Genomic DNA, 23602 nt, shown 5'->3' on the forward strand with positions numbered 1-23602 from the left:
GGTGAGTTGGTCCGGCCGGGTAAGGGCTATGCGGGAGAGGAAGAAACTGTGAAAGGAAACTTTTGTGGACGAGGATTGTGCTCCAGTCCTGAGGCTGTGCGCAGTGTCAGCCAAATGAGCGTCAGAGGCGTTAAATGAGGATGCCGTCGCACCGTGGCATGCAGTATCGGGGAGAATTCGCGCTTTCGCGAGATCGGTCACCGCAGGCAGCCGGGGGCGGAAAACCCAACCAAAAATGCAACATCACCATTCTGTGGACGCCTCGGGTGTCTTTTCTGGCCCTTTGGGGGCCGATTTGCGGGCCATGCTCGCTTCCAAGGAAAACGTACTGGCAGCGCTTCAGGTTGACCTGAGCACGGCGCTGCGCTTTGCGGCAGGCTGGGTGGTGGTGACGTCTGAACGGCTGCTGACCTGTGATGCGGGCACCACGGCCTGGCGCAGCTGGCCCCTGGGCGATGGCCTGGCGCTCAAGCTGCAGGACCATGGCGGTGTGGGCTCGCTGGAGCTGCACAGCCCTCGCGAGCGCTTGGCGCTGTGGCGCTTTACCCTGGCGCACCACGCCCAGGCCCTGCGTCTGCTGCAGCGTTTTGAGCAACAAAGCGCCCGGGGCGACAACGGCGCCGAGGACGAGGCCGACGAACCCGCCTGTCCCACCTGCCACACGCCCCTGCCGCCCGACACCGATGAATGCCCGGCCTGCGCCCGCGCCCAGCCGCCCCAAACTTCCACCTGGGTGCTGCTGCGCCTGTGGCGCTTTGCCCGGCCTTACCGCAAGCAACTGGCCGCCGGTTTTGCGCTGACGCTGGCGTCCACCGCCGCCACACTGGTGCCGCCGTATCTGACCATCCCGCTGATGGATGACATCCTGATCCCGTTCCAGAACGGCAAGCAGATCGAACCCGGCCTGGTGCTGCTGTACCTGAGCGGCCTGCTGCTGTCGGCGCTGGCGGCCTGGGGCCTCTCCTGGGCGCGTACTTACATATTGGCGCTGGTGTCCGAGCGCATTGGCGCCGACCTGCGCACCACCACCTACGAGCACCTGCTGCGCCTGTCACTGGACTACTTTGGCGGCAAGCGCACGGGAGATTTGATGGCGCGGATTGGCTCGGAGACGGACCGCATCAACGTCTTCCTGTCCCTCCACGCCCTGGATTTTGTGACCGACGTGCTCATGATCATGATGACGGCGGCCATTCTGTTCTCCATCAACCCATGGCTGGCGCTGGTCACGCTGGTGCCGCTGCCCTTCATTGGCTGGATGATCCACACCGTGCGCGATCGTCTGCGCACCGGGTTTGAAAAGATCGACCGCGTATGGTCCGAAGTGACCAACGTGCTGGCCGACACCATCCCGGGCATCCGGGTCGTGAAAGCCTTTGCGCAAGAAAAGCGCGAAGCCCAGCGTTTTCGCGACGCCAACCAACACAACCTGGAAGTCAACGACAAGCTCAACAAGACCTGGAGCCTGTTCACGCCCACCGTGTCGCTGCTCACTGAAATTGGCTTGCTGGTGGTGTGGGGCTTCGGCATCTGGCTGGTGTCGCGCAACCAGATCACGGTGGGTGTGCTCACGGCCTTCATCGCCTACATCGGCCGTTTCTACGGGCGGCTGGATTCAATGAGCCGCATTGTCTCGGTCACGCAAAAGGCCGCCGCTGGCGCCAAGCGCATCTTCGACATCCTGGACCATGTGAGCAACGTGCCCGATCCGGCCCAACCCGTGAAGGTGGACAAGGTTCAGGGCGCGATCACCATGCAGGGCGTGGGCTTTCGCTACGGCAGCCGCGCAGTCATCAAGGGGCTGGATCTGGATATCCGCCCCGGCGAGATGATCGGCCTGGTGGGCCACAGCGGCTCAGGCAAGAGCACGCTGGTCAACCTGATCAGCCGTTTTTATGACGTGAGCGATGGCTCCATCCAGGTTGACGGCATCGACATCCGCCGTTTCGCTGTGGCCGACTACCGCCGCCACATCGGTCTGGTGCTGCAGGAGCCCTTCTTGTTCTTCGGCACCATTGCCGAGAACATCGCCTACGGCAAGCCCGAGGCCACGCGCGAGGAGATCGTGGCGGCGGCCCGCGCTGCGCACGCCCATGAATTCATCCTGCGCTTGCCCCATGGCTACGACTCACTCGTGGGTGAGCGCGGCCAGGGCCTCTCGGGCGGCGAGCGCCAGCGCATTTCCATTGCCCGCGCATTGCTGATCGACCCGCGCATCCTGATCCTGGACGAGGCCACCTCGGCCGTGGACACCGAGACCGAGAAGGAAATCCAGAAGGCGCTCGACAACCTGGTGCAGGGCCGTACCACGATTGCCATCGCCCACCGCCTGTCCACCCTGCGCAAAGCCGACCGCTTGGTAGTGATGGACCGGGGCGAAGTGGTGGAGGTCGGGCCGCACGACGAACTCATGGAGAAGCAGGGCGCCTACTGGCGGCTCTACGAAGCCCAGGCGCGCCGTGCTGAAGAAGACGCCCAGGCGGCCGGCGTCATCATCGACAGCAGCCTGCTGCACCCCGCCCACCCTGCGGGCAACCCGTGATGACTGCACTGCAGGAAAACGCCATGAACACCCCTTCCTTCCCGCAATCGCCGTCCACCGCCTCCGCCACGTTCACCTTGGCGCGCAATCCACACGGTCGGCTGGTTCTGACCCTGGCCGACGGCACGGCCCACGAGGGCGTCACGCCCGTGCGGGCCTTCCCCATCGCGGCACCCGCCGAAGGGCTCTCGCTGATCGGATCTGACGGCCACGAACTGCTGTGGATCGACCGGCTGGACCAGCTGCCAGCCCCCGCCCGCCAGCTCATCGAAGAAGAGTTGGAAGTGCGAGAGTTTGTGCCCACTATCGAAAAAATCATTGCAGTATCGAGCTTCTCCACCCCCAGCACCTGGCAGGTGGAGACGGACCGGGGCCCTGCCAGCCTCGTCCTCAAGGCCGAGGAAGACATCCGCCGCTTGGGCGGACGCACCCGCTTGCTGATTGCCGGGGGCGACGGCGTGCAGTTCCGCGTCAAAGACACCACGGCGCTGGACCGGCATTCGCGCCGGTTGCTGGAACGCTTTCTCTGATCTGACCCTGTACGGGGTCATCCCGGTGTCTCCACCGGCAAGGTACAACGGCAGTGCCAAGCCCTGCCGTGCCCGCTCCCCCACAAGCCAGTAGCTCCAGACCCGGTGCGGGAATGAGTGCAATCGGTGGGCTGTGAGCCGATCCGGCCCCCGCATGCTCCCAAAAGGGTGACAAAGATTAGGGAAAACCCTAAATTTGAGCCAATCGGTGAAAAAGACCTAAATTTCCCCTTCTTTTTGCCGTAATAGATTACGAAGACGGCGAAAAAGCCTCTGCACTTCGAGCATATCTATTCATCAACCATTGGGGCCACTGCCATGCAAATGCCACCTGTCGACCGATCGCCGAGTTGGCGTCCTCAGGGCGCTGATTTGTATTCCACTGGCGCCTCTGGCGCGCCGCCGGTGCGGCCCATCAATGCATCCAATCCCGTCGAATCCATGGACCGGCTGGGCGAGGGCGCCATCGTGCGCGAGCCCGACAAGCCCTCCGCGCCCGACGTAGCAAACCGGGACTGGACCGAGGTCAAGAAAAAAGACACCGTGGAAGAACCGCCCGAGCCCCCCAAGGAGCCGATCTACAAACAACTGCTGGAACTGATCCAGTCGATGTGGCGGGCCAGTGGCAGTGCGGTGGAGGTGGCGCAGGACATCAACAAGATGACCCTGCAGGAGCGCATGGCCCAGCAGGTCAAGAACGAGCCGCTGACCTACTCGGACCCCAAGATCAAGCGCACTGGCGGCTTGTGAGGGTTTTGCTCCTAAAATTATAGCTGTTTGCGCATAACTGATAAGCGCTGGAGCCTTATTTCATTCAATTTTTGCCCCATTCTGGCCTCAAGGCCGGGGCGATGAAGCGGGAGCCGCTGCCTGGGCCGCCCGCTGCTGATCCCGCTCCGCGCGGTACTTGGCGGCAAAGGCCCGCACTTCCTCGTACGACACGTAGCCATCCTTGTCCGTGTCTGCATCGTCGAACGCGGCGGCCAGGCGGGGAAAGAGCTTGACCTCGGTGCGGCTGAGCTTGCCGTCCCCATTGAAGTCCAGCATCTTGAACTCGCGCATGGCCTTGATCTCGCCTTTGGTCAGGGCTGCCTGGGATTCCGCGGGGGTGCTGGCAGCGGGTGCAGGCGGTGCCGACGCAGTTGCAGGGGGCATGGCCAGCGCAGTGGTGCCCAAGGCTGTCGCCAGGGTGCTCATCACGCAGGCGGCCAGGGAAAATCTGATGCGCAAAACAGGCTCCTTCTGTGGACTGGCAACGATGTTGGCACAGCTGGGCGTGCGTGGGCGGAATGCAACCCAAGGCTTGCAGCTTTCACCGGGAGTTGCAGGGGATTGCAAAACTTTTCGAAGGAACGTGGGTCCGTGTCCGGCCCCGGGTTAACCGTCGGCAGGGCGCAGGGGGTTGGAGATACCGCTGCTCACATGCCCGGCTGGCACATGACGGGCGGCTGAGGTCACATGGCCTGTCTGGTCGTCGAAGAAAAAGTCGGGTTCGAATTCGCGCAGGAATTCGCCCTTGGGCAGGCCACCCAGGAACATGGCTTCGTCCACATCGATGTTCCAGTCCATCAGCGTGCGGATCGCGCGTTCGTGCGCCGGGGCGCTGCGCGCCGTGACCAGTGCGGTGCGGATGCGCATGCCGGTGGTGCCGCCGGCCTCTCCGGCGGATTGCAGCCGGTGCAGCGCCGCCAGCAAAGGCTTGAACGGGCCATCGGGCAGGGGCAGGGCGGCCTTGTCGGTTTCGTGCTGCTGGAAGGCGGCCAGGCCTTCGGCCTGGTACACACGCTCGGCCTCATCGGAGAACAGCACGGCGTCGCCGTCAAAGGCAATGCGCACTTCCTGCGGGTTGGCGTCGCCTGCCTGTACCGATTCGGTGATCACCCGCGCGGCCGGGTAGCCCAGGTGCAGCGCCTCGCGCACATCGGCCTCGTTGGCAGACAGGAACAGGTGTGCGCCCAGCGGTCGCAGGTAGCGAAACGGGTCACGCCCCTGGGTGAACACGCCGCGCTGGATGGTGGGCAGGCCATGGGCGTTGCAGGAGCGAAACACGCGCATCCCACTGACCGGGTCATTGCGCGAGAGCAGCACCACCTCCACCCGCTGGTGCTCCGAGGTGTTGAAGGCGAGCAGCTTGCGCACCAGCGAGAACGCCACGCCGGGCGCGGCGGGCACGTCCAGGCGCTGGCGCTGCAGGTCCACATAGGCGCGGTCATCCCTCTCGTGCTCGAAGACGCGGTTTTCCTCTTCGAAGTTGAACAGCGCCCGCGATGAGATCGCCACCACCAGCTTGTCGTCCAGTGTCACAGCCATAGGGTCACTTCACGAACTGATTCAGTTGGATGATCGGCAGCAATACCGCCAGCACGATGAGCATCACGATCAGGCCCATGCCGACGATGAGCAAAGGCTCCAGGATGGTTGCCAGCGCCATGGCGCGGCGCTGGACCTCGGTGGAAAGCTGCCTGGCGGCGCGCTGCAGCATCACCGGCAGTTGCCCCGTCTGCTCGCCCAGGCGCGCAAACATGGACAGTAGGCCGGGGAAGCGCTTTTTCTGCGCCAGCGCCGAGGCCAGGGGCGCACCTTCGCGCACCAGCACCAGCGCTTCGAGTGCATCGGCGCGCAGGGCGCGGTTGTTCAGCGTTTCGGCGGCGGCCTGCAGCGCCTTGAGGATGGGTACGCCCGCACCCGCCAGCATGGCCAAGGTGCCCGCAAAACGCGCCGCGTTGTAGCCGCGCGCCAGTTTGCCCACCAGCGGCAGGTTGAGCCAGGCGGCATCGAATTTTTCGCGAACATGCCCGATGGTCAGCGCCCAGCGTGTGCCAAAAGCGATCAAAACAGAAGCAATCAGCATCATCCAGCCATAGCTGCGTACAAAAGCGCTGATGCCCAGCATGGCCACGGTCAGAAACGGCAGCGCCCGCTTGGTGCCCGCAAACACGCTGGCCACCTGGGGCACCACGTAGCCCACGAGGAAGAGCACGATCACGATGGCGACGATGGTCACGATGGCGGGGTACAGCGCAGCGCCCACCAGCTTGGCCTTGAGCGCCTGGCGTTCTTCCAGGTCGTCGGCCAGGCGCTCCAGCACCAGGCCCAGGTTGCCGCTGTGCTCGCCCGCGCCGATCACCGCGCAGTAGATATCGGAAAACTCGCGCGGGTGCTGCGACAGGGCGCGCGCAAACGTGGCCCCGGCATTGACCTCAGCGCGCAGTGCGGCCACCAGATGGCGCTGGCGTTCGTCGTCGGCTTCTTCAGACAGTGCCGTGAGGGCGCGCTCCAGCGGCAGGCCGGAAGACACCAGCCCGGCAATCTGCCGCGTCCAGATCGAAAGGCCCGTGGCGCTGAACACGGGCCGCGTGAACAGGCGCTGGCTGAGGCTGGCCGAGCTGCCATCCAGCGACTGGCCGGTCTGCACCAGCTCTACCGCCAGGGGCACCAGGGCCTGGGCTCGCAGCAGGCTGCGCGCGGCCTTGGCGGTGTCGGCCTCCATGAGGCCCTTGCGGGTCTGGCCCTGGGCGTCCAGGGCTTCAAAGGAAAAAGCAGGCATGCGGGTGCGGGCGGTATGGCGGTGGCGTGGAAATCAGGCGGTCACACAACAGGCTGATGCGGGCGAAAACCTTGCAGCCCCTGATGGTAGCCGGTACCCAAGGCCCATGGCTGTGGGCCAGTACCCTTGCCAGCGGGATGACCCAGGTCAAGGCGCTGACGCGTTGGGCGCGCAGAATGAAAAGCGATCTGTGGCATCGGGTTGCAGGTGTTCTGAATGAACAAGGAGTCTTTCATGCTGAAGAACAAGGTTGCGTTGGTCACCGGGGCATCGTCGGGCATTGGGCGTGCTATTGCGCTGGTGTGGGCACGCGAAGGCGCCAAGGTGGTAGTGTCGGATGTGAATGTGCAGGCGGGTGAGGAAACGGCGGCGCTGGTACGCGCAGCCGGGGGCGATGCCATTTTTGTGGCTGCCGATGTGGGCAAGCCTGAGGACTGCGAAGCGCTGGTGAACCGCACCGTGGCCCACTACGGCCGGCTGGACATCGCCTGCAACAACGCGGGCATCGGCGGCCCGCAGGCGGCCACGGCCGATTACCCCCTGGATGGCTGGGCCCAGGTCATCAACATCAACCTCTCCGGCGTGTTTTACGGCATGAAATACCAGATCGCAGCCATGCTCAAGAATGGCGGCGGCTCCATCATCAACATGGCATCCATCCTGGGATCGGTGGGTTTTGCCACCGCCCCGGCCTACACCGCGGCCAAACATGGTGTGGTGGGGCTGACCAAGGCGGCTGCGATTGAATACAGCGCCCATGGCGTGCGCATCAATGCCGTCGGGCCTGCCTTTATCCATACGCCCATGATCAGCGGGCTGGAGCAGGATGCTGGCATCAACGCGATGCTGGTGGGCGCCCACCCCATCGGCCGCCTGGGGCAACCTGAAGAGGTGGCCGAGCTGGTGACCTGGCTGGCGTCCAGCAAGGCGTCGTTTGTGACCGGGGCGTATTACCCGGTGGATGGCGGCTACCTGGCGCGATAAAACACCGGCGCGGCGTTGGAGCCATCGAAACTGGATGGCTGGAAAGGGTGGCTGCCTCTGATGAAGTTCTCCTCGAACCCGATGTGGCGTGGGTGAGACGGCCCGCCACCGTATGCTATTTTGCCGTGTGCCGCTTGCGGTGCCTGCGCTTAAGATGCGGCAGTTGGGGCCGCGCCATGGCGCAGCCCCCCAGATTTGACTCACAAAGGAGAAGAAAGTGAATAAGACGACTGCCCTGGGAGGACTGGTTGCCGCTTTGGTGTTATCTGCTTGCGGCGGAGGCGGGGATGATGTGGCGCCACCTGCGCCAAAGCCTCCTGCGACCGTGGTCACCGGCGTGGAAGGCCTGTGGACCGGGGCGACCACCGACCCTCTGAATGTGCAGGGTGTGGTGCTGGAGAACGGCGAATCCTGGAGCATCCTGACCGATGCAGTGGGCGCCGTGGTGGGCATATCGCAAGGCGCCGTTCAGACGTCGGGCCCAGATGTTGTCTCTGGCACCGGGCGCTATCTCAATGTGGTGGATGAGGCAAACCTTGCCAGCCGGACGACGGTGGCGGTCAGCTATAGCGGCAAGTACGCGGTGCGGGATTCGGTGCAGGTCACGGATTCCAAGGGCGTGAAGTTCACCGGTACCTATGGCGTGCTCTACGAGCAGCCTGCTGTCGTGAGCGAGTTGCTGGGTACATATTCCGGCACCGGCATTGGCAACCAGGTGCGGGAGCCCCTGGTGTCGGTTTCCATTTCCACCGGTGGATTGGTGTCGATTCCCTCCTACCCGGGTTGCTCCATTCGCGGCACCGTGGTGCCCCGCGCCAGCGGCCGGAACGTGTTTGATCTGCCGCTCACCTTCAGTGGGGCCGCCTGCCCCGTGGGCGATGGCGTTGTCGTCCAGCACGTCGTTCTGTACAACGACACCACCCAAGCGATCTTGATCATGGGGCAGAGTGCGAGCAAGGCAGAGACCTTCGTCTACACCGGGCAAAAGAGCTAAGCCCTCCCCCGGCCCTCCTCAAGGGGCTTGGCAGGTTTCCCACGCTTCGGCGTGGGCCTGTGCCGCAATATCCAGTGAGCGCAGGCGTAGAGCTGGGTCGTAGACATCGCTCACGAGCATTAGTTCATTGGCCCCGGTGGCTTCGGTGAGCTGTGCAAGGCCCGCGCGCACCGTGTCCGGCCCGCCGATCACGGCAGCGGCCAGAAAGTCGCCAATCGCGGCGCGCTCCTGGGGCTGCAGACGCGCGGCGTAGTTCTCAACGGGCGGCAGCAGGCGGCGCCGGTCGCCGGTCAGGATGCCCAGCACCCGCTGGTAGGTACTGCTGGCCAGAAACTCCGCTTCTTCATCCGTGGGGGCTGCAATCAGCGGCACCCCGATCACCACATAGGGCTGGGGCCAGGCGGCGGACGGCCGGTACAGGTTGCGGTACAGGTCAATGGCCTGGTGCAGCAGGCGCGGGGCAAAGTGCGAGGCAAAGGCATACGGCAGCCCGCGCTCCGCCGCCAGTTGCGCCGAAAACAGGCTGGAGCCCAGTAGCCAGATCGGCACGTTGGTACCCGCACCGGGCATGGCAATCAGGCGCTGGCCTGGTTCGGCCGGGGCCAGCAGGCGCTGCAACTCTGCAACGTCCTGCGGAAAATCATCGGCTGTCTCTACCCGGCTGCGGCGCAGTGCGCGCATGGTGGTGGGGTCCGTGCCCGGCGCGCGCCCTAGTCCCAGGTCGATGCGGCCCGGGTACAGCTCGGCCAGGGTGCCGAAGGCCTCGGCCACCACCAGAGGCGCGTGGTTGGGCAGCATCACGCCGCCAGAACCCACACGGATGCGCGAGGTACCACCGGCAATATGGCCCACCAGCACGGCGGTGGCTGAGCTGGCAATGCCCGCCATGTTGTGGTGCTCTGCCAGCCAGTAGCGGGCAAAACCCAGCTTTTCAGCATGTTGCGCGGTGCGCAGGGCAATCTGCAGCGCATCGGCTACGGTCCCGCCCTCCCGGACGGCGACGAGGTCGAGCATGGACAGGGCGGGGCGTTGAGCAGTGGAAGTCATCCGTGCATTGTCTGGCCCTCGCCACATTGCTGCTGGCTACCGGGGCAGAGCTGGCAGGGCCAGAAGGGTTGACGCGCACGGTTTTTACCAAGAGGTCATTTTTTGGTAGCCAAAAGCGCGCGCGCCCCACAGAATGTTTCAAGGCATTTCCGGCAGGACCATTCCTGGTGCTGGCGGACGGGGTGCCTCCACAGGGACCAAGCATGGGTTTTTTCAGTCGTCTGTTCAAGATCCGGGAGCAAGATCCCACCAGCCCTGACACCACCTGGGCCATGGAAGACAACGGCAGCGAATTGGTGCTGGACGCCGAGTACGCCTCCATGCTCATGACCGAAATCGATATCGACGCGGCCATTGCCAGCCATGAGCGCTGGCGCCTGCAGCTGCAGGACATGGTCAATGGCCGCTCGCAGGAAGTGATGCGGCCCGAACGCATCTGCCAGGACGACCGCTGCGACCTGGGCCGATGGCTCTATGGCACGGGGCGCGTGCGGCTGGGGCATTACCCCGCGTTCGACATGCTGGTGGCCCGGCACAAATACTTTCACCAGCAGGCGGCCGATGTGGTGACTGCGTTCCAGGCGGGCGAGCAGCAAAAGGCCGTGCAACTGCTCAATAGCAGCTGCCGCCATGCGTCCAATCAGGTGCTGTTGTTGCTCAAGGAACTCAAGCGGGGCCTGGGGCGCTGATACCTTGGGGCGCGGTGTACACAGGCACGGCCAGGGCCAGTCGGCGCTGTGTGAATGGCCGCTCTGTTTTTGATAGCTTAAAACCCTTGATAAACAAGCGCTAAGGCCATTTTTATCTGAATTTTGCGAAGATTTCCAGCGCCGCAACCTGGCCCAGCCCCCACCGTTTCGGCCCGCTCGCCAGCATCGGCACACAGTTCTTACATCTGAAGACATGGCCGCCAGCGAGAAACGCCGTTGGCGTGGCTATCCTTCGGCGCGCGCCAACCATTGCTTGCAGTTGGTTGCGCAAAAACACAATCGACCCATCGATTCAAGACCAATCAAGAAGCTGACCACGTCAGAGAGGGAACCCCCATGGACCGCCGTAAATTGTTGACGCTCGTAACCCTGGCTTCCGGCGTGAGCGCCGTATCGCCCGTGTGGGCGCAGTTTGACCTGGGCAAGATGCTGGATGCAGGCAAGGACCTGGCCAAGTCCGAGAGCCTGTCGGACGAGGAACTCAAGAGCACGTTCGACCAGATGTCCGCCGAGATGGACAGCCAGAACCAGGTGGCTCCGGCAGGCAACCCCTATGCCAAGCGTTTGGCCAAACTCACCTCGGGCCTGGGCACCCACGACGGCCTCAAGATGAACTTCAAGGTCTACCTCACGCCCGAGATCAACGCCTTTGCCATGGCCAACGGCACCATCCGGGTGTATTCGGGTTTGATGGACAAGTTCACCGACGATGAAGTGCGCTATGTGATCGGCCACGAGATCGGCCACGTCAAGGCCGGCCACACCAAGGCCCGCATCCAGACCGCCCTGCGCACCAGCGCGCTGCGCAATGCCGTGGCGTCGAGCAACGGCAAGGCCGGTGCCATTGCCAGCTCGCAGCTGGGTGACCTGTTCGAGAAAGTGGTGCGCGCCCAGCATTCGCAAAGCAACGAGCGCGAGGCTGACGACTACGCCATGGGCTTCATGAAGGCCAAGCGATACCAGCCCGCCGCTTGCGTCACTGCGCTGGAAAAACTCGCCGCCATGTCGGGCGGGGATTCGACCAGCTTTTTGTCTACCCATCCGTCACCCAAGGAGCGGGCGGACCGGATGAAGACGCAGGTGGCCTGACCTTTCGCTGTTGCTAAAGCCTGGTGGGGCAGTACCGCGTCTTCGGGCGCGGTATTTTTTTGTCCGCACATTTCGACATCCCCGCGGCCGTGGGCGCCTATCCGCGCGGCGGTGCTTTGGCTCGCCTGGGGTCAGTAACTCCGCCCACCCTTGTACATCGCGTGCTGGCGCCGGTTCAGCGTCGCGGCTTCGCCCAGCCTCCCCATGGCAGCACCCGCATGCGCATGTGTGATGGCCATGCCCAGTCCATCGGCCGCGTCGGTGCCTGGCACGCCGGGCAGGCTGAGCAGGCGCCGCACCATCTCCTGCACCTGGCTCTTGGCGGCGCGCCCGTGGCCGACCACGGCTTTTTTCATCTGCAGCGCCGTGTATTCGGCCACCGGCAAATTGCTCGCCACCAGGGCCGTGATGCAGGCGCCCCGTGCCTGGCCCAGCAGCAGGGTGGACTGGGGGTTGACGTTGACGAACACGATCTCGACCGAGGCCACATCGGGTTCATAGCGGGCCGCCACTTCGGTGATGCCGTCGAACAGGATCTTCAGGCGCCCGGGCAGATCGCCCAGCGCCAGCGTGGTGGTGCGGATGGTGCCGCTGGCCACGTAGCTGAGCTTGTGGCCGTCCATGTCTACCACGCCAAATCCGGTGGTCTGCAGGCCGGGGTCGATGCCTAAGATGCGCATTTGCTCACTATTTGATAGCTGCTATCGCTTGTTGGTAAAGCGCTAGATGCCAATTTTCTTGAAAATTTCTGGGTCGGTTCATTTACAGACCGAAGTACCAGCGCACCGAATGGAAAAACACCGGCGCCGCAAAACACAGCGCGTCCACCCGGTCGAGCAGGCCACCCGCACCGGTGACCGACATGCCCTGCATGCCCCAGCTGGTGATCCCGCGGTCGCGCTTCAGGGCCTTCATCACCAGGTGCCCCAGGCTGCCCGCCACGCAGGCCAGCAGCGCCATACCGAGGGCCTGGCCGGGCTTGAACGGGGTGATGAACGTGAGCAGCCCTCCGGCCAGCCCCCCGGCCGCCACACCGGCCAGCCAGCTCGTCCACTGAAAACTCTGGCTCACCTGCGGCGCCACGGGCTTGTGCGGAAAGCGCCGCCCCAGCAGGTGCTGCACCAGCATGCAGGTCTGCACCACAAACACCAGGAAAAACACCAGAAACGCGCCCTTGTCGCGGTAGCCCGGAAAGTCCAGCAGCAGCAGCGCGGGCACGTGGCTCATGCCGTACACGCAGACCATGATGCCCCACTGCAGCTTGGCGTTGCGCTCCAGAAAACGCTGCGGGTCGTTGGCCAGCGCACTCACCACGGGCAGGGCGAGGAACACGTAGACGGGGATGAACACCGTGAACAGGTCAAAGTGCTTGCTGCCCACGATCCAGAACTGCAGCGGCAGCACCACAAAAAACGCCAGCACCAGGCTGCGGTGGTCGCCACGCCGCGTGGGCGAGAGCGTGATGAACTCGCGCAGCGCAAAAAACCCCACGATGGCAAACAGCACGGTGGCTACCGTGTCGCCCAGGACCCAGCCAATCCAGAAGACGGAAGCCATCATCCAGGATGTTTTGAGCAGCCCCCAGAAACGCTTGGCTTCGAGAATGCGGGCTTCGGACTCAGGGTCGTCGCTGGCGTGTTCACGCAGATTGCGTACGAAGGCCCAGATGGTGACGACGGACAGGATGCCAAACATCACCAGGAACAGGGCACCGACCTGCTGGGTGGCAGTCAAATTGCGGAGGAAGTTGTTCATGTTCAGACTTCCCTTAGCGCGATGACTGCACGGCGTGCCCGGTCGAGGAACGGGCGACGCTCTTCACCTGCTTCCAGCTGCACGGGCTCCCCAAAGGTCACTGAGCACAGGATGGGCACTGGCACCACTTCGCCCTTGGGCATTACGCGCTGCACGTTGTTGATCCAGGCGGGCACCAGCACCACCTGCGGGAACATTTGCGCCAGCTTGAACAGGCCCGACTTGAACGGCTGCGGCTCGTCGCCATGGCCGCGCGTACCTTCGGGAAAGATCACGATGGAGTCTCCGCTCTCCAGCGCACGCACCAGCGGGGCCAGCGGGTCGGACTCGGGCAGGGCTGCGCGCAGCTCCTCGGGGGTGGGCGCGCGGGGCGGGGCTTCGGGCGACGGATCGGGGCCGCCCGCCATGGCGGTGTCCGCGTCGCTGGCGGCGGTGGCAAGGGCCTCCAGCACGCCCACCGGCTCCACCGCCAGGGGAGCCGGGGGCCGCGCAGGCGTGGCCTGACGGTCTACATACACGGCGTTGAATACGGCGGTGGTGATCCACTGGCGGAACGGCGTCTTGGTCCAGTAGTCCTTGGCGGCAATGGGCCGCGTGATGCTGCGCAGCTCCTCGGGCAGCGCCGCCCAGATCAGCACCATGTCGGCGTGGCTCTGGTGGTTGGCGAAATAAATGCGCTGCTCGGCCTTGGGCGGGCAGCCGTACCAGCGGGCCTGGGAACCGGTCAGAAACCGCACGATCCCCAGCAGAAGGAAACTCATCAACTTGGCAAGCATGGCGGGGATGATACGTGGCGGGTGTGCCCTGTCGGGCGTGTACTGTGGCGTGCCGCAGCCGGGCGGCTGCAGCTACCCTGGCCACTACACCCAGATGCGATATGCCCAGAACGCCTCGTCGCCGTAGATGCCGTCGTACAGCGCCTGTGGGGCATAGCCGGTGATGCGCCGCGTCACGCGGCACAGGTGCGACTGGTCCGAGAAGCCCGCGCCTGCCGCCACGTCGGCCCATTTCACGGTGCCCTTCGCGGCGTCCGAAGCGATGGTGTCGAAAAACGCCTGCTCGGCCTTGCCAAAGCCGCGCAGCTCGCGCAGCGGCAGCCCGGCCCAGCGCTTGATGCGGCGCTCCAGCTGGCGCAGGCTGCGGCCTGGAGCCGATACAGCGGCGCGCTGCGCGAGGTGCATGGCCCAGTCGCCGTAGCGCTGCACCTGCAGCGCCTGCGCGGGACGGCAGGCTTGCCAGCGGGGTTCCAGAAACGCCTCCAGGCAGTCCATGCGGGCGGCATCGCCCGGCTGGTGCTGCACGGCTTCGCACATCGCGATCCAGTCGGGTGGCAGCACGGTTTGCGCATCCACGAAACGGTCAGTCAGCGCCTCAGGCTCCAGGCCGGTGAGCTGGTGCAGCGCGTCGGGCATGAACATCACCATCATGGCGTGGGTGGGCGCTGCGCAATAGCTGGCGCTGGGCCGGGTCTGGGGGCCCGCCAGCACCCAGCGGCCGGGATACGCCTCGCGCGGGCTGTGCAGGCCGGGCAGGGCGTCGGGGCGGTCTGCCACCAGGGCTTCGCTGCGGCCTTCAAACCACCAGCTCAGGCTGCAAAGGGGTGTGGCCGGAAAGCGGTTGATGCGTTGCGCATCCGTGAGCGTGTAGCCGAGTGTGCTGCGCACCATGGTGCCGCGCAGGCAGGCCGACAGGCTGGCGCGCGGAAGCCACAGCTGGCCCGAGGGGATCAGCCCCTGCGGATGCCGTGCGGAAGGTGGGACCAGGGTTGCCATGGGGCGCGAGTGTAGGCCAGGGGCGATGTCGAATTCGTTCAATACCTGCCCGCTGCTGCACCGCACCATCCGCACCATGAACCACGCCATCACCACTGCCCCATCGAAGCCCGCAACACCTTCCCCCTCTGCGCAGCTTGCGCCAGCCCGGCTCCCCGAGCCCGGTGGCCCGCCCAGCCGCTGGTGGGGCCTGCCCTTGCTGTGGGAGATGCGGGCCGATTACCTCGGTTTCGTCACCCGTCTGCAGCGTGACCATGGCGACCTCACCCGCATGCGCCTGGGTAATGAAGATGCCTGGGACCTCCTGTCGCCCGACCTCGTGCGCGAGGCGCTGGTCACCCACGCAGACCACCTGATCCGCTGGGAGCGCGGCATCGCCGTGTTCGAGCAGGTGTTCGGCCAGAGCGTGCTGGTGACCGAGGGCGATACCTGGCAGCGCCAGCGCCGCATGCTGATGCCTGCTTTTACCCCCAAACGCATGGCGGGCTACGCGCAGCTCATGACCGATGCCGCCCGCAGCGCACTCGACGCCGCCGTGCCCGCTGGCCAGGCCGAAGCGTTGGTGCCCATGGACACGCTCTGGACCGATGTGGCCATGGATGTGATCCTGCGCACGCTGTTCAGCGAATCGGCCCAGGCCGACGCGCGCGATGCCGCCTGGGCCACGCAGACGCTGTCGGAGACAGCCTTCCGCGAAATGTTCATGCCCTTCACGCTGCCCGACTGGTTGCCCCTGCCCGGCAAGGCCGCCAAGCGGCGCGCGCTCAGGGCGCTCAAGGGGCTGGTGCAGCGCCACATCGGTGCGCGCAGCCGGGAGGCGGCAGATTCAGCAGGCGCCCCGCCACGCACTGACCTTCTGCACATGCTGCTGGCGCTGCGCGACGAATCCACCGGCGAGCCGCTGTCGCCGCAGGAGGTTTTCGACCAGTGCATGGTCAGCTTCCAGGCCGGGCACGAGACCAGCGCCACCACGCTGCTGTGGTGGAGCCGCCTGATGGCCGAACACCCCGAGGCTGCGCAACGCGCACAGGCCGAGGTGGACAGCGTGCTGCCCCCGGGCCAGACGCCCGGCCCCGAGCACCTGGCCCGGTTGCCCTTTCTGGCCGCAACCCTCAAGGAGGCGCTGCGCCTGTACCCGCCCATTGCCGCGCTGATGACCCGGCGCACCACCGCACCCATCACGCTGGGCGGCGTGGAGGTGCCCCAGGGCGCCATGCTGCGCATCACGCCCTGGGTGCTGCACCGGGATGAACGCTGGTTTGCCCAGGCCGACCGCTTTGTGCCGGAGCGTTTTCTGGATGACGCCCCGGCCATCCCCAAAGGCGCGTGGATACCGTTTGGGGTGGGGCCACGCGTCTGCATCGGGCAGCACTTTGCGATGCTGGAGATGACGCTGCTGGCGGCGATGTTGTTGCAGCGGTACCGGCTGCGGTTGCCGGAGGGGGCGGCGGTGTGTGTGCCGAAGCTGCATGTGACCTTGCGGCCCGATGCCCCCGTGGTGCTGCGGCTGCAGCGGCGCTGATCAGCACCCTCTGAATGCGCGCATGTATTCCGCTTGGCAGGCTTGGCAGGCTTGGCAGGCTTGGCATGGCGCCAGCGGTGCCGGTCTCCGAACGCTGACAGGCCCTGTCAGGGCAGCTCCGCACTACCCATCCGCCCGAGAATCGTCCGCGTCCGTCCCGCCAGATACGCCGACCCGGGCGTCTTCTCAAACCGCTTGGGTGCAGGCAGCATCACCGCCAGCCGCGCGGCTTCCGTGGCGCTCAGGCGCGAGGCGCTTTTGCGGAAGTAGTGCTGCGCGGCCGCCTCGGCGCCGAACACGCCTTCGCCCCATTCCACGCTGTTCAGATAAATCTCCAGGATGCGCTGCTTGCTCAGCAGCTGCTCCAGCAGCAGCGTGAGTACAAATTCCTGCCCCTTGCGCAGCAGCGTGCGTTCGCCGGATAGCAGCAGGTTCTTGGCCAGTTGCTGCGTGATGGTGGAGCCACCCCGGATCTTGGGGGCGCGCACGGGGCGGTCGGGGGCACGGGCCTGGGCTTTGTTGGCCAGGGCCTCGGCCTTGGCGTTGCGCTCCCAGGCTTTTTCGATGGCATTCCAGTCCACGCCGTCGTGGCTCACAAAGCCATCGTCTTCCGAGGCGATCACGGCGCGCTTGAGCTGGTCGGAGATGCTGGCGTAGGGCATCCACTGCTGGCGCCAGGGGACGTTGCCTTTGGTGGTGAGCAGCGTCCAGGCCTCGGAGCGCTGAAAGCTGGTGGATTCGGGGTCGATGACCACCATGGCCGCGATACGGACCACAAAGAACAGCTGCAGCGCCACGAAGGCGAGCACCACCAGTCCCAGCCAGCGCAGCACGGCTTTCATCGCGGTGTGTCTCCTCGTGTGGGGTGTTGTTATTTGGATGAGTTGGCCTGCTGCATTTCCTGCAGCACCTGGGCCGACGGCGGGCGCACGCCGCGCCACAGCAAGAAGGCTTCGGCGGCTTGCTCGACCAGCATGCCCAGGCCGTCACGCGGAACGGCGCCGTGCTGGCGGGCCCAATCCAGAAAACCCTGCGCGGCGGGGCCATACATCATGTCGTAGGCCAGGCAACCGGGGTGCAGCACGCGGGCGGATACCGGCACTTCGGCACCGGCCAGGCTGCTGGCCGTGGCATTGATAATCACATCAAAATTGGCCTCTAGCGCTTGTGGAGTAAGCGCAATAAGCTCTGATTTTTGTAGCAATGCAAGCGCACTGTGCGACTGCACCAGGGCCTGCGCCCTGGCCAGCGTGCGGTTGGCCACCGTGATGTGGCGGGCTCCTGCCAGCAACAACGGGCCCAGCACGCCCGCAGCGGCGCCACCGGCGCCCACCAGCAGCACATCGCGCCCCGCCAGCGACACACCCGCGTTGCGCGTGATGTCGGCCACCAGGCCCAGGCCGTCGGTGTTGTCGGCATAGATGCTGCCGTCGGCGCGGAAGGTGAGGGTGTTGGCCGCACCGGCCAGCTGCACGCGCTCGCTGCATTCGGTGGCGAGAAGTGGTGCGTCGGTTTTGAACGGCACCGTCACGTTGCAACCGCGCCCACCCTGGGCCACAAAGTCGCGCACGCCCTGGGCAAAACCATCCATGGGCACCAGGCGGCGTTCGTAGGCGATGTGCTCACCCGTCAGTTCGGCAAAGCGGGCGTGGATGGCGGGGGAGCGGCTGTGCGCCACCGGATTGCCCATCACGCAGTACAGGTCGGCGGCTTGGCTCATGGGTAAAAAATCGTGCGGTATGAAAAAGGCGGGTTGGCAGAGCCGCCGCGGGCAGGGCCTGGTGGCGACTAGCGGACGCTGGTCTCCAGCGTCTGATCGCGCGTGAACTTGAAGCGCGCCACCATGGCGATCTGGTCGGCCTTCTTGCGCATGTCGGCGCCAAACGCGCCAAACGGGCCGGCAGCCCGGGCAATCGCCTCGGCGCGCCGGTCCAGCGTGGGGTTGCCTGAGCCTTGCACCACCTCGGTGTCGAGCACGCGGCCGTCGTGGTTGACGGTGACGATCATGGTCAGCTCGCCATACAGCTTCTTTCCGCCCTGTTCGGGGAAGTTTTCGGTGCCCTTGTCTTCCACCTTGCGGCGCAGGCCGTCGTAATAGATGGCGTAGGCCTCTTCGCGCGTGGCGGGGCTGATGTAGCGCTTCTTGGGGCGCGAGTTTTCTTCATTGATGCGCTTTTCGATCTCGGCGAGCAGCTTGACGAGCTGGCGGCGCTTTTCCTGCTCGTTGGCCTGCTCGGCGCTCTGGCTGGCCTGGCGCGGATCGGGCTCGGGCATGGTGGCCAACTGCTTGCGCAACTGGGCCAGCAATTGCGCCTGCTGCTCCTGCATCGCATCCATCTTGCGCTGGGCTTCTTCGTAGTCGTCGCCCACCGTGGTCAGCGCGGTGTAGGGCAGGGGGCTGGTGGCGCGGCCCTTCTCGGCATCGCCGCCGCCGGCCAGGTTGGCCTGGGCAATCGCCTGGGCCTTGTCGGGGCGCTCGTTGGACTTGGCGTTGACCAGGATGACTTCGAGCGGCGTGTCCTGGAACACGCGGTTGAAGCCCTCGGGGTCAATGAAACGCACCGAGATGAGCGCGGCATGCACGGCCACCGAGATGCCCAACGCGAGCTGCAGCGTGCTGAAGGTGCGGAGGAAGGCAGGGAGTTTCATCGCCAGCAATTATCAGGGGCTGTCAGGGGGAATCAGGCGGCCGGTGCTGCCGCAGCGGCTTCGGCGGGTGCCTCGTTCACGTCCACTGCAATGGCAATCGGTCCGGCCACGGTATCGTCGTCCTCGGCATCGTCCACCGGGCCGTCGTCGCTGGTGTCGGCCGGGTCATCCAGGCGCTCGATCACGGTGCCATGGATATCGAGGGTGATCTCGTCCACCTCGCCCAGCTTGACCTTCAGGCGCGCGCCGCGCGGCAGGTTCTGCGCGCCCAGCACGGGGAAGACCAGCGGAATATCGTCTGCACGAACGAGGAAGCTGCCGCCCGGGCCTTCCTTGAAGACGGTGACGTTGAGCTCGGTGATGCCGTTCTGCTCTACATATTTGAGCGTCCAGAACCGTTCCATGCCCGCCTGGTAGCCGTTGTAGGCGCTGTAGGCGCCGTCAAAGCTGCTGATGATGGAGAACAGGTCGGCATCCTTGGGCTTGAAAGGCGCGGCCAGCGCAGCGGTCTTGCCGTGGCGGGCGCAGGCAATGATTTGCCACTGGTTGACCAGGTCGGTGTAGCGGCGCAGGGGCGACGTGGCCCACGAATACGCTTTGACGCCGATGCCCGCATGCGGCAGCGCCTTGGTGCCCATCCGCACCTTCACGCCGGGCGCCATGCTGGCCTGGCTGCGGTAGATGCCGGGCACTCCCAGCTCGGCCATCCAGCTGCCCCAGGTGCTGTTGGCCACGATCATGGCCTCGGCCACGATCAGGTCGAGCGGCGCGCCGCGCTGGCGCACGCTGATCTGCACTTGTTCATCGCCCGTGGGCTCGGCACCGTTGTTGCCGACCAGGCGGAAGTTGTAGTCCGGCCGGTTGAAGTTCTCGGGCTTGCCACGCACCACTTCGCGGCGGGCTTTGAGGTCCTTGGCAAGGCGGTGCAAAAATGATAGCTGGGGGCGTAGGTCAGACAAGCGCTGGGGGTCGTTTTGATGCTCGAACGCCGGGTTGGAGAGCCATTCTTCGGTCACCACGCTGTCGAGCTGGTCATGGCGCAGGTTGGCGACCACGTGCACGCGCTCCAGCCTGGTTTCAGAGCTTTTGAATTCCAGCGTGGCTTCGTCGATGGTGACGTACAGCGACACGGCCGGGTTGGCGCGGCCTTCGTCCAGCGTGTAGGTCTGCACCACGTCATCCGGCAGCATGGTGATCTTGTAGCCCGGCATGTACACCGTGGACAGGCGCGCGCGGCCGAGCTGGTCGATGGCGCTGCCCGGCTGTATGGCCAGACCCGGCGCGGCGATGTGGATGCCCAGCACCACGGTGCCGGTGCCCAGGCCCTGCACCGACAGCGCATCGTCGATTTCGGTGGTCTGCGAATCGTCGATGGAATACGCCTGCGCGGTGGACAGCGGCAGCTCGTCCGCAATGGCGGGTGCGGTGACGGCGGGAAAGCCCGTGCCCTTGGGGAAGTTCTCGAACAAGAAGCGCTTCCAGTGGAACTGGTAGGCCGAATCGATGGCGCCCGCCTTTTGCAGCAGGTCGAGCGGCGCGGTGTGCGTGGCGCGGCTGGCGTCCACCACGGCCTTGTACTCGGGCGCGTTCTTGTCGGGCTTGAACAGGATCTTGTAAAGCTGGTCGCGGATGGGCTGCGGGCATTCGCCCCGTCCCAGCGCGGCGGCCCATTCGTCGATCTGCGCGAGGATGGCCTTTTTCTTCTCGATGGCGGCCAGCGCCTGCTGCAGGATCTCGGCCGATGCCTTCTTGAACCGGCCCTTGCCCGCACGGCGGAAATAGTGGGGCGCGTCGTACAGGCGGAACAGCGCACCGGCCTGCTGGGCCAGGGTGGCGTTTTCAGAGAAATAGTCCCGCGCCAGGTCGGCAAAGCCGAACTCGTCTTCGGGCGCGAACTCCCAGGCCAGGTCCAGCTCAATGGTTTCGGCCACGGCCTGGGCCTGGGCGATCAAGTCGGCAGGCGAGGGTTTCTCGAATTTCAGGAGGATGTTGGCGGCCTTGACCTTGACCCGCTTGCCCGAGTCGAGCTCAACCTGGGCGGATGTATCGGCTTCGGACAGGATACGACCGGCCATGAACTTGCCGGCTTCTTCAAACAATGCGTGCATGGGCGGCATTGTCCCATGGGTGCCGAGCCGGTCCGACGGCCCCGGGCCTGCCCCTATGATCCAGGGCTTTGCACGATGGCCCGGTTCTTTCGACATGTTTTTTGATGCCATTGCCGTTCCGCTGGCCTTGCTCGCAGTGGCTTTGCCGTTTCTGTTCGCCGTCACTGACTCCCCAATCGCCAACTTCTGGCCGCTGATCGCGTCCTGGGTGTGTGGGGCGATGCTTTTGCTGCTGGCAGCCGGGTGGGCACGCGCCGGGGTCGCGCAGCGCAGGGGGCCTGCGGGCTGGGGTTGGCTGCTGGCGGGTGGGCTGGGGCTGGCCGCGCTGGTGGCCAGCGTCATCGGGCTGGTGCAGTACCTTGCTGGCGATGTCGGCCTGGGGCCCTGGATTCACGCTTCGGTGCCGGGCCAGGCGGTGGGCAACCTGCGCCAGCGCAACCAGCAGGCCACCCTGCTCAGCCTGGGCGCGTGGGCCTGGCTGTGGTGGACGCTGCATGCCCGTCCACAAGGCAACGCGGACTTGGCCGGGGCGGCCAGCCCAGGCCGCTTACCTTCCTCCGGCGTGTGGGGCGTGCTGACCGCCGTGGCGCTGATGTGGATCGCCGTGGGCGGGGCCGCCACAGCGTCGCGGACCGTGGTGGCGCAGTGGCTGCTTGTCCTGGTGCTTCTGGTCGTGTGGCGTGGCGCGGGCCGTGGCGAGGCGCTGCGCCTGGGTATCGCTGGGTTTGCGGTTTTTCTGGTGGCCGCCTGGGTGCTGCCCGAGGCGCTCTGGAAGTTCCAGGGCGTGCGCGCAGATGCCTTGTTCCACCGTTTTACGGACGGATCGCACAGCTGCACCAGTCGGCGGGTGCTGTGGTCCAACGTGCTCACCCTGATTGCGCAGAAACCGTGGCTGGGCTGGGGCTGGGGCGAACTGGACTACGCACACTACATCACGCTGTTCCCGGGCGAGCGCTTTTGTGTGCTGCTGGACAACGCGCACAACCTGCCCCTGCACCTGGCCGTAGAGCTGGGCCTTCCCGCTGCCGTGGCGTTGTGCGGGGCCGTCGTGGCAGGGTGCCTGTGGGCCCGGCCTTGGAGCGAAACCGAGCCCGTGCGCCAACTGGCCTGGGGCGTGCTGGCGATCATCGGACTGCACAGCATGCTGGAATACCCGCTGTGGTACGGGCCGTTCCAGGTGGTGGCCTTGCTCTCGGTGGCGATCCTGGTCTGGCCCCGGCGCGACGAAGCATCGGATGGGCGCGCGTGGCCTGCGGGGGCTGCAGCGCTGGTGGCCGCCTTGGCAGTCCTGGGTGCCTGCGGCCTTGCCGCCTGGGACTACCACCGCGTGAGCCAGCTTTACAAGCCGGGGGCGCAGCGGGCTGCCGCGTACCGTGAGGACACGCAGGCCAAGGTGTCCCATTCGCTGCTGTTTTCGGGCCCGCTGGACTTTGCGCGCCTGACCACCACGGGGCTGACCCGCGACAACGCAGCGCGCATGAACGCCCTGGCCCAGGAGCTGCTGCATTACTCCCCCGAGCCCCGCGTCATTGAAGTGCTGGTTGAAAGTGCCGTGATGCTGGGCAAGGACGACGAAGCGGCTTTCCACATGAAGCGCTACCGTGCAGCCTACCCGGACGACTATGCCCGCTGGATGGGGGCGGGCGGCACCTGGGCATCCCAGGCACGTTGAAGAGGTTCTGATGCGCTGGTGCCCCTGGCGCCCGGTTGATGTCAGGCCAGAGCCAGGAACTCCGTCACCTGGGGCAGGTAGTCGCTGAAATTGGCGAGGGCGTGTTCTCCCCCCTCCTGCACCACCAGCCGTGCCTGCGGGTAGCGCGCCACCATTTCACGCCAGTCCAGCACCTCATCGCCCTTGGCAATGATGGCCATCTCGGGCGCTGCGGGCGGCTGGCCTGCGGTGTCCAGCGCGCGCAGCTCGTCAATGTATTCAGGCTGGAAGTAAAACCGCTCCGCTGGGTCGTGCCAGGTGGTCTGCTCGCCGATGTACCGCGCAAGGTCGCGCGCCGGGTGCACGGCCGGATTGAGCATCACGCTGGGGCAGCCCTTGTGCTGCGCCACCCAGCTGGCGTAAAAGCCACCGAGCGAGGAGCCGATCACCGCCATTGCTGCTCCGCGCCACGGGGCAATGCCCTGCGCGACCAGTTCCATCGCCGCTTTGGGGGAGGGCGGCAGCTGGGGGCACCAGAAGGTGACACCCGGGTGGTGCTGCGCCACATGCGCGGCCATCTGCCGCGCCTTGGCAGACTGGGGCGAAGAGCGAAAGCCGTGCAGGTACAGAAGGTGGGTGGTGGTCATGAAGGGGGAAAACGACAGGGCAGGGGAATCACTGCTGCGAAAGGGGTGGCCGAGA

The 23602-nt window shown here is 65.5% G+C and carries 22 protein-coding genes; 9 read left to right on the top strand and 13 right to left on the bottom strand.

Annotated features, from left to right (window positions below; genetic code table 11):
- Positions 1–235 precede the first annotated feature (235 nt).
- From AC2YJX_RS22750 to AC2YJX_RS22760, 3 genes are all read left to right on the top strand, one after another.
- The gene (locus AC2YJX_RS22750) at positions 236–2542 is read left to right on the top strand and encodes a cyanophycin metabolism-associated ABC transporter (protein ID WP_055395950.1); all 2307 of its coding nucleotides are present in this window, start codon (positions 236–238) and stop codon (positions 2540–2542) included.
- 23 nt (positions 2543–2565) lie between these two features.
- Positions 2566–3072, top strand: coding sequence for a cyanophycin metabolism-associated DUF1854 family protein (locus AC2YJX_RS22755; protein ID WP_055395969.1), 507 nt, complete (start codon positions 2566–2568; stop codon positions 3070–3072).
- A gap of 318 nt (positions 3073–3390) precedes the next feature.
- Entirely contained in the window at positions 3391–3822 is a 432-nt protein-coding gene (locus AC2YJX_RS22760) for a hypothetical protein (RefSeq protein WP_029414343.1), read from the top strand.
- A gap of 87 nt (positions 3823–3909) precedes the next feature.
- Here AC2YJX_RS22760 and AC2YJX_RS22765 read toward each other — a convergent pair whose 3' ends face one another.
- The 3 genes from AC2YJX_RS22765 to gspF form a co-directional block, all read right to left on the bottom strand.
- Positions 3910–4302, bottom strand: coding sequence for an EF-hand domain-containing protein (locus AC2YJX_RS22765; protein WP_370460251.1), 393 nt, complete (start codon positions 4300–4302; stop codon positions 3910–3912).
- A gap of 147 nt (positions 4303–4449) precedes the next feature.
- Positions 4450–5382: a 5'-nucleotidase gene (locus tag AC2YJX_RS22770; RefSeq protein WP_055395955.1), complete on the bottom strand. Its 933-nt coding sequence runs from the start codon at positions 5380–5382 to the stop codon at positions 4450–4452.
- A 4-nt stretch (positions 5383–5386) separates the two neighbouring features.
- Positions 5387–6619 (bottom strand): type II secretion system inner membrane protein GspF, encoded by a 1233-nt coding sequence (gene gspF / locus AC2YJX_RS22775; protein WP_487257356.1) that lies wholly within the window; start codon positions 6617–6619, stop codon positions 5387–5389.
- Positions 6620–6853: 234 nt separating this feature from the next.
- On the opposite strand from gspF, the gene AC2YJX_RS22780 reads away from it, so the two are divergent.
- Both AC2YJX_RS22780 and AC2YJX_RS22785 read left to right on the top strand, forming a co-directional pair.
- A complete protein-coding gene (locus tag AC2YJX_RS22780) occupies positions 6854–7603 on the top strand; it encodes an SDR family NAD(P)-dependent oxidoreductase (protein ID WP_055395971.1) in 750 nt (249 codons plus the stop codon).
- A 217-nt stretch (positions 7604–7820) separates the two neighbouring features.
- Complete coding sequence (locus AC2YJX_RS22785) at positions 7821–8597, top strand: hypothetical protein (protein WP_156358642.1); 777 nt, start codon at positions 7821–7823, stop codon at positions 8595–8597.
- An 18-nt stretch (positions 8598–8615) separates the two neighbouring features.
- Here the strand turns inward: AC2YJX_RS22785 and AC2YJX_RS22790 are convergent, their stop codons facing one another.
- Positions 8616–9644 (bottom strand): LLM class flavin-dependent oxidoreductase, encoded by a 1029-nt coding sequence (locus AC2YJX_RS22790; protein ID WP_055395961.1) that lies wholly within the window; start codon positions 9642–9644, stop codon positions 8616–8618.
- A gap of 203 nt (positions 9645–9847) precedes the next feature.
- Between AC2YJX_RS22790 and AC2YJX_RS22795 the strand changes: the two genes are divergently transcribed.
- Positions 9848–10333 (top strand): CZB domain-containing protein, encoded by a 486-nt coding sequence (locus tag AC2YJX_RS22795; protein ID WP_055395973.1) that lies wholly within the window; start codon positions 9848–9850, stop codon positions 10331–10333.
- A gap of 357 nt (positions 10334–10690) precedes the next feature.
- Positions 10691–11443 (top strand): M48 family metallopeptidase, encoded by a 753-nt coding sequence (locus AC2YJX_RS22800; protein WP_055395963.1) that lies wholly within the window; start codon positions 10691–10693, stop codon positions 11441–11443.
- A 131-nt stretch (positions 11444–11574) separates the two neighbouring features.
- On the opposite strand, the gene ruvC is transcribed toward AC2YJX_RS22800, so the two are convergent.
- The 4 genes from ruvC to AC2YJX_RS22820 all read right to left on the bottom strand — a co-directional run bounded on the left by ruvC (position 11575) and on the right by AC2YJX_RS22820 (position 14970).
- Positions 11575–12123 carry a crossover junction endodeoxyribonuclease RuvC gene (ruvC, locus tag AC2YJX_RS22805; RefSeq protein ID WP_055395965.1) on the bottom strand — a complete coding sequence of 183 codons (549 nt, stop codon included), beginning with the start codon at positions 12121–12123 and terminating at the stop codon, positions 11575–11577.
- A gap of 82 nt (positions 12124–12205) precedes the next feature.
- Positions 12206–13198, bottom strand: a complete 993-nt coding sequence (locus tag AC2YJX_RS22810) for a phosphatidate cytidylyltransferase (protein ID WP_055395967.1) — start codon at positions 13196–13198, stop codon at positions 12206–12208.
- Positions 13199–13200: 2 nt separating this feature from the next.
- Entirely contained in the window at positions 13201–13974 is a 774-nt protein-coding gene (locus AC2YJX_RS22815; protein ID WP_121421136.1) for a lysophospholipid acyltransferase family protein, read from the bottom strand.
- Positions 13975–14058: 84 nt separating this feature from the next.
- A complete protein-coding gene (locus AC2YJX_RS22820; RefSeq protein ID WP_233559564.1) occupies positions 14059–14970 on the bottom strand; it encodes a helix-turn-helix domain-containing protein in 912 nt (303 codons plus the stop codon).
- Positions 14971–14995: 25 nt separating this feature from the next.
- Here AC2YJX_RS22820 and AC2YJX_RS22825 point away from each other — a divergent pair, with 25 nt between their 5' ends.
- The gene (locus tag AC2YJX_RS22825; protein WP_487257357.1) at positions 14996–16492 is read left to right on the top strand and encodes a cytochrome P450; all 1497 of its coding nucleotides are present in this window, start codon (positions 14996–14998) and stop codon (positions 16490–16492) included.
- A 107-nt stretch (positions 16493–16599) separates the two neighbouring features.
- Here the strand turns inward: AC2YJX_RS22825 and mtgA are convergent, their stop codons facing one another.
- The 4 genes from mtgA to AC2YJX_RS22845 form a co-directional block, all read right to left on the bottom strand.
- Positions 16600–17334, bottom strand: coding sequence for a monofunctional biosynthetic peptidoglycan transglycosylase (gene mtgA, locus AC2YJX_RS22830; RefSeq protein WP_055394917.1), 735 nt, complete (start codon positions 17332–17334; stop codon positions 16600–16602).
- 29 nt (positions 17335–17363) lie between these two features.
- Positions 17364–18212: a shikimate dehydrogenase gene (aroE, locus tag AC2YJX_RS22835; RefSeq protein WP_487257358.1), complete on the bottom strand. Its 849-nt coding sequence runs from the start codon at positions 18210–18212 to the stop codon at positions 17364–17366.
- A 68-nt stretch (positions 18213–18280) separates the two neighbouring features.
- On the bottom strand, positions 18281–19141 hold the full coding sequence (locus AC2YJX_RS22840; RefSeq protein WP_055394913.1) for an energy transducer TonB: 861 nt from the start codon (positions 19139–19141) through the stop codon (positions 18281–18283).
- A gap of 32 nt (positions 19142–19173) precedes the next feature.
- On the bottom strand, positions 19174–21249 hold the full coding sequence (locus AC2YJX_RS22845) for a ribonuclease catalytic domain-containing protein (RefSeq protein WP_487257359.1): 2076 nt from the start codon (positions 21247–21249) through the stop codon (positions 19174–19176).
- 94 nt (positions 21250–21343) lie between these two features.
- Between AC2YJX_RS22845 and AC2YJX_RS22850 the strand changes: the two genes are divergently transcribed.
- Positions 21344–22921 carry a Wzy polymerase domain-containing protein gene (locus AC2YJX_RS22850; RefSeq protein ID WP_487257360.1) on the top strand — a complete coding sequence of 526 codons (1578 nt, stop codon included), beginning with the start codon at positions 21344–21346 and terminating at the stop codon, positions 22919–22921.
- 41 nt (positions 22922–22962) lie between these two features.
- Here the strand turns inward: AC2YJX_RS22850 and AC2YJX_RS22855 are convergent, their stop codons facing one another.
- The gene (locus tag AC2YJX_RS22855) at positions 22963–23547 is read right to left on the bottom strand and encodes a YqiA/YcfP family alpha/beta fold hydrolase (protein WP_055394911.1); all 585 of its coding nucleotides are present in this window, start codon (positions 23545–23547) and stop codon (positions 22963–22965) included.
- Positions 23548–23602 lie beyond the last annotated feature (55 nt).

The organism is Acidovorax sp. SRI_002 (genome assembly GCF_057586455.1).